General features: G+C 69.3%; 6 protein-coding genes and 1 pseudogene. 1 reads left to right on the forward strand and 6 read right to left on the reverse strand.

The window, feature by feature from the left end:
- A pseudogene (locus VGD32_RS05625) lies at window positions 1-321 on the forward strand (haloacid dehalogenase-like hydrolase); the annotation flags it as partial.
- On the opposite strand, the gene VGD32_RS05630 reads toward VGD32_RS05625, so the two are convergent.
- The 6 genes from VGD32_RS05630 to VGD32_RS05655 form a co-directional block, all read right to left on the reverse strand.
- Window positions 293-808, reverse strand: coding sequence for an SseB family protein (locus VGD32_RS05630; RefSeq protein ID WP_331030924.1), 516 nt, complete (start codon window positions 806-808; stop codon window positions 293-295). The pseudogene VGD32_RS05625 and the gene VGD32_RS05630 sit on opposite strands and share 29 nt — an antisense overlap.
- A gap of 55 nt (window positions 809-863) precedes the next feature.
- Window positions 864-1,193: a PilZ domain-containing protein gene (locus VGD32_RS05635; RefSeq protein WP_331030925.1), complete on the reverse strand. Its 330-nt coding sequence runs from the start codon at window positions 1,191-1,193 to the stop codon at window positions 864-866.
- Complete coding sequence (locus VGD32_RS05640) at window positions 1,190-1,990, reverse strand: kinase (protein WP_331030926.1); 801 nt, start codon at window positions 1,988-1,990, stop codon at window positions 1,190-1,192. Before VGD32_RS05640 ends, VGD32_RS05635 begins: the two co-directional genes overlap by 4 nt.
- A gap of 7 nt (window positions 1,991-1,997) precedes the next feature.
- On the reverse strand, window positions 1,998-2,318 hold the full coding sequence (locus VGD32_RS05645) for a 2Fe-2S iron-sulfur cluster-binding protein (protein ID WP_331030927.1): 321 nt from the start codon (window positions 2,316-2,318) through the stop codon (window positions 1,998-2,000).
- A 2-nt stretch (window positions 2,319-2,320) separates the two neighbouring features.
- Window positions 2,321-3,121, reverse strand: coding sequence for a succinate dehydrogenase iron-sulfur subunit (locus VGD32_RS05650; protein WP_331030928.1), 801 nt, complete (start codon window positions 3,119-3,121; stop codon window positions 2,321-2,323).
- A partial coding sequence (locus tag VGD32_RS05655; protein ID WP_331030929.1) for an FAD-binding protein occupies window positions 3,121-3,987 on the reverse strand: 867 nt, incomplete at its 5' end. The genes VGD32_RS05650 and VGD32_RS05655, both read right to left, overlap by 1 nt.

The following is a 3,987-nucleotide window of genomic DNA, read 5'->3' on the forward strand; positions in this document are numbered from 1 at the left end:
CACTGGGAGCACGAGAAGATCAACCGCTTCATGGCCGACGACGACCGGCCGGTGCCGTTCGAGCGGATGATCTTCCTCGGCGACGGCGACACCGACGTGCCGACCATGAAGATGATGCACACCAAGGGCGGCTTCTCGATCGCCGTCTACGATCCGCGCAACTCGGAGCGGGACCAGCAGAAGATCTACGGCCTGATCTCGGAGGACCGGGTCAATTTCGTCGCCGCCGCCGACTACCGCGAGGGTTCGGCCCTGGACCTGATCGTCAAGGGCCTGATCGGCCGTATCGCCATCAACGCGGGGACGCTGTCGGCGGTGTAGCGGGCTGATACTGGATGGTGGCGAGCAGGGCGGCGATCTCCTCCCGGGTGAAGATGACGCCGGGCCCATTGTTATAGTTGAGCGAAAAACCGACCTCGCTCTGGGCGCGGAGCGCCGCCTCGCCGGACATGCCGAGCAGGGGCACCTCCTGACCGAACGCGGCGGGGGCCAGTTCGGGGCGCGTGAAGGCGAATATCACGGTCTGCCCTTCGATCTCGCCCGCGAACACCCGCAGCGGCACCCGACCCGGCGCGCCGGACCGCTGGTGCTCGGCCGCGGCGTCGAGGCTGGCCTGCTCGACGCGGACCCAGACTTCGCCGTTCAGGAAACTGATCAGAAAGGCGTGGCGCTTGCCCTCATCCTCCATGGCGGCCGCCAGATTGGCCTCGATGACTTCCGGCGACCATTGGGGAGGCGCCGAGGACTGGGCGGCGACGGATGCGGCCAGGGACCATGCGGCGGCGACGGCGAGAGACAGCAGTTTCATGCCGCGATCCAGACCATGCCGGATGCCGGTGCGCAAGGTTCCGCGCCGGCCTGCCTCAGCGACCGCCGGCCCGCATCAGGGCGGCGCGGGCGGAGGCGAGGCGGGACGGCACCAGCCCGCGCAGGGAGGCGGCGGCGCCGAGGCGTTTGACCCCCGCTTCCTGGCCCTTGCGCCAGATCACCTGGGCCTCGACGGCGGTGGCCTGGACGACGTCGACGACCACCACCCGCTCCGGCAGGGCGAGGTTGCGGTCCAGCCGCAGCCGGGCGCCGGAGCCGGACTGGTCGAGGATCAGGCAGGCCAGCTCCAGACCGGGCGCGATGACGACCCCGCGCATATTGGCGGGCGAGCGGGGCTCGAGTCTGCGGTCGTCCGGCCTGTTCATCGCGCGATGGATACCGGCTGACGGTTTCGATCCAGTTTCACGGTGACGCTTGCCCCTACGCCGCCGGACAGCATGCGGCGGGTGATGCGCTCGAAATACTGGATGAAGCCGGCGAGACGGCGGCGCTCCGCCTGCGGCAGATCGTCCGCGGCGACGCCGAGCAGATCGGCCTCCTGCTGGCTGCGCCAGTCGAGCACGACCTCGAAGCCGGGGGCCTGCAGGAACAGGACGGCGTCGAAGCGGGCGGCGAACGCGGCGTAGGGCCCGGCGACGAAGCCGTTGACCGCGCGCCGCCATGCGCCGTCGGGGTCCTGCTCGCGCTCGAGGACGTTGACCGGTTCGGCGAGGGCGGCCTCGTCCTCGGGCAGGGCGGCGAGGCACCAGGCGTCGATCAGGATGGCCGACGGCCGGCCGGTGAAACGGCGCCAGCGCTCGACCGGCCGGCGGTCGTCGCCGCGCTTGTCGAAGTCCGGGATCAGGGTCCCGTCGTCCGGACCGGCCGTGGAGAGGCGGTCGATCAGGCCCTGGAGCAGGCCCAGGTCGTGGGTCCCCGGCGGGCCGCGGGTGACGAGCAGCGGATGCAGGTCGCGCGCCAGGGCCTCGCGTTCGGCCCGTGTCAGATAGACGTCGTCGATGGAGATCTGGGCGGCGCCGAAGCGTTCGGCGGCGGCGCGGGCGAGGGTGGTCTTGCCGGAGCCCTGCGCCCCGACGATGGCGATCAGCGGGGGGCGGTCCTTCGGTCCATCGGCGATCAGCCGGCCGACCAGATCGACCAGATCCGGGTGCGCGCGGCCCACGGCCGGGTCAGTGCTGGGATTCGGGCAGGCGGACGATCAGGCCGTCGAGATCGTCGCTGACGCGGATCTGGCAGGACAGGCGGCTGTTCGGCTGCACGTTCTCGGCGAAGTCCAGCATCGACTCCTCCATGGCCGAGGCGCGGCCGGTCTCGGCCTGGAAGGCCTCGTCCACATAAACGTGGCAGGTGGCGCAGGCGCAGGCCCCGCCGCAGTCGGCGTCGATGCCGGGCACGTTGTTGCGGATCGCCCCCTCCATGACGGAGAGGCCATTCCTGACCTCGACCACATGCTCGCGGCCGTCGTGCTCGATGTATCTAATCTTTGCCAAGATCAGGCGGCTTCCGTCTTCTTGCGGCTGGGCGAGACCATCAGCTTCTTGGTCTCGGCGATGGCCTTGGCCGGGTTCAGGCCCTTGGGGCAGACCTGGGCGCAGTTCATGATGGTGTGGCAGCGGTAGAGCTTGAACGGATCCTCGAGGTCGTCGAGCCGCTTGTCCGTGGCCTCGTCGCGGCTGTCGGCGATCCAGCGGTAGGACTGCAGCAGGGCGGCGGGGCCGAGGTATTCGGTCTGGTTCCACCAGTAGCTGGGGCAGGAGGTCGAACAGCAGGCGCACAGGATGCATTCGTAGAGGCCGTCGAGCTTCGACCGCTCCTCGGGCGTCTGCAGCCGCTCGGTCTCCGGGTCCGGCTCGTCGGACTGGAGCCAGGGCTGGATCGAGTCGTACTGGGCGTAGAACAGGGTCAGGTCGGTGACCAGGTCCTTGACCACCGGCTGGTGCGGCAGGGGCGCGATGGAGATGGTCGAGGACGAGCACTCCTCCCAGCCCTTGGTGCAGGCCAGGGTGTTGCGGCCGTCGATGTTCATCGAGCAGGAGCCGCAGATGCCCTCGCGGCACGAACGCCGGAACGACAGGGTCGGGTCGATCTCGTTCTTGATGTGGATCAGGGCGTCCAGCAGCATCGGGCCGTGGTCGTCGGCCGAGACCTCGTAGACGTCCCAGCGCGGATCGGCGTCGACCTCGGGGTCGTAGCGGTAGACCTTGTAGGTCTTGACGTTCTTCGCGCCGGCGGGCGCCTTGTAGACCTTGCCGCGCGTCGGCTTCGAGCCCTTGGGGAGAGTCAGCTGGACCATTAGTAAACCCGCGCCTTGGGCTCGATGTACGAGATGTCGTCCGACATCGTGTAATTGTGCACCGGCCGGTAATCGATCTTCACCGCGTCGCCGGGGACCTTCCAGGCGAGGGTGTGCTTCATCCAGTTCACGTCGTCGCGGTCCGGATAGTCCTCGCGGGCGTGGGCGCCGCGGCTCTCGGTGCGGTTCAGGGCGCCCTCGATGGTGACCAGGGCCTGGTCGATCAGGTTGTCGTATTCGAGCGTCTCGACGAGGTCGGTGTTCCAGATCAGGCCGCGGTCGGTGGTGCGGATGTCGGCGCCGGCCGCGTGGATGGCGCGCAGCTTGGCCACCCCCTCCTCCAGCGTCTTGCCGGTGCGGAATACGGCCGCGTCCGACTGCATGGCGCGCTGCATCTCGATGCGCAGCTTCGCCGTCGGGGTCGAGCCCGAGGCGTGACGGAAGCGGTCGAGGCGGGCGAGATGGGCGTCGGTGGCCGAGGCCGGGGCCGACGGCACGGCCGAGGCCTTGTCGACCACTTCGCCGCAGCGCAGGCCGGCGGCGCGGCCGAACACCACCAGGTCGGTCAGGCTGTTCGAGCCGAGGCGGTTGGCCCCGTGCACCGAGACGCAGGCCGCCTCGCCCACCGCCATCAGGCCGGGCACGACGCTGTCCGCATTGTCGCCGACCTTGGTCAGGACCTCGCCGTGATAGTTCGTGGGGATGCCGCCCATGTTGTAGTGGACCGTCGGCAGCACCGGGATCGGCTGTTTGGTGACGTCGACGCCGGCGAAGATCTTGGCCGATTCCGAGATGCCGGGCAGGCGCTCGTGCAGGATCTTCGGATCGAGGTGGTCGAGGTGCAGGTGGATGTGGTCCTTGTTCGG

Source organism: Brevundimonas sp. (genome assembly GCF_036402095.1).
GTDB lineage: Bacteria > Pseudomonadota > Alphaproteobacteria > Caulobacterales > Caulobacteraceae > Brevundimonas.

Coding starts and splice junctions, on each gene's coding strand:
- VGD32_RS05635 (WP_331030925.1), bottom strand. CDS start 1,193: ATGAACAGGCCGGACGACCGCAGACTCGAGCCCCGCTCGCCCGCCAAT.
- VGD32_RS05650 (WP_331030928.1), bottom strand. CDS start 3,121: ATGGTCCAGCTGACTCTCCCCAAGGGCTCGAAGCCGACGCGCGGCAAG.
- VGD32_RS05630 (WP_331030924.1), bottom strand. CDS start 808: ATGAAACTGCTGTCTCTCGCCGTCGCCGCCGCATGGTCCCTGGCCGCA.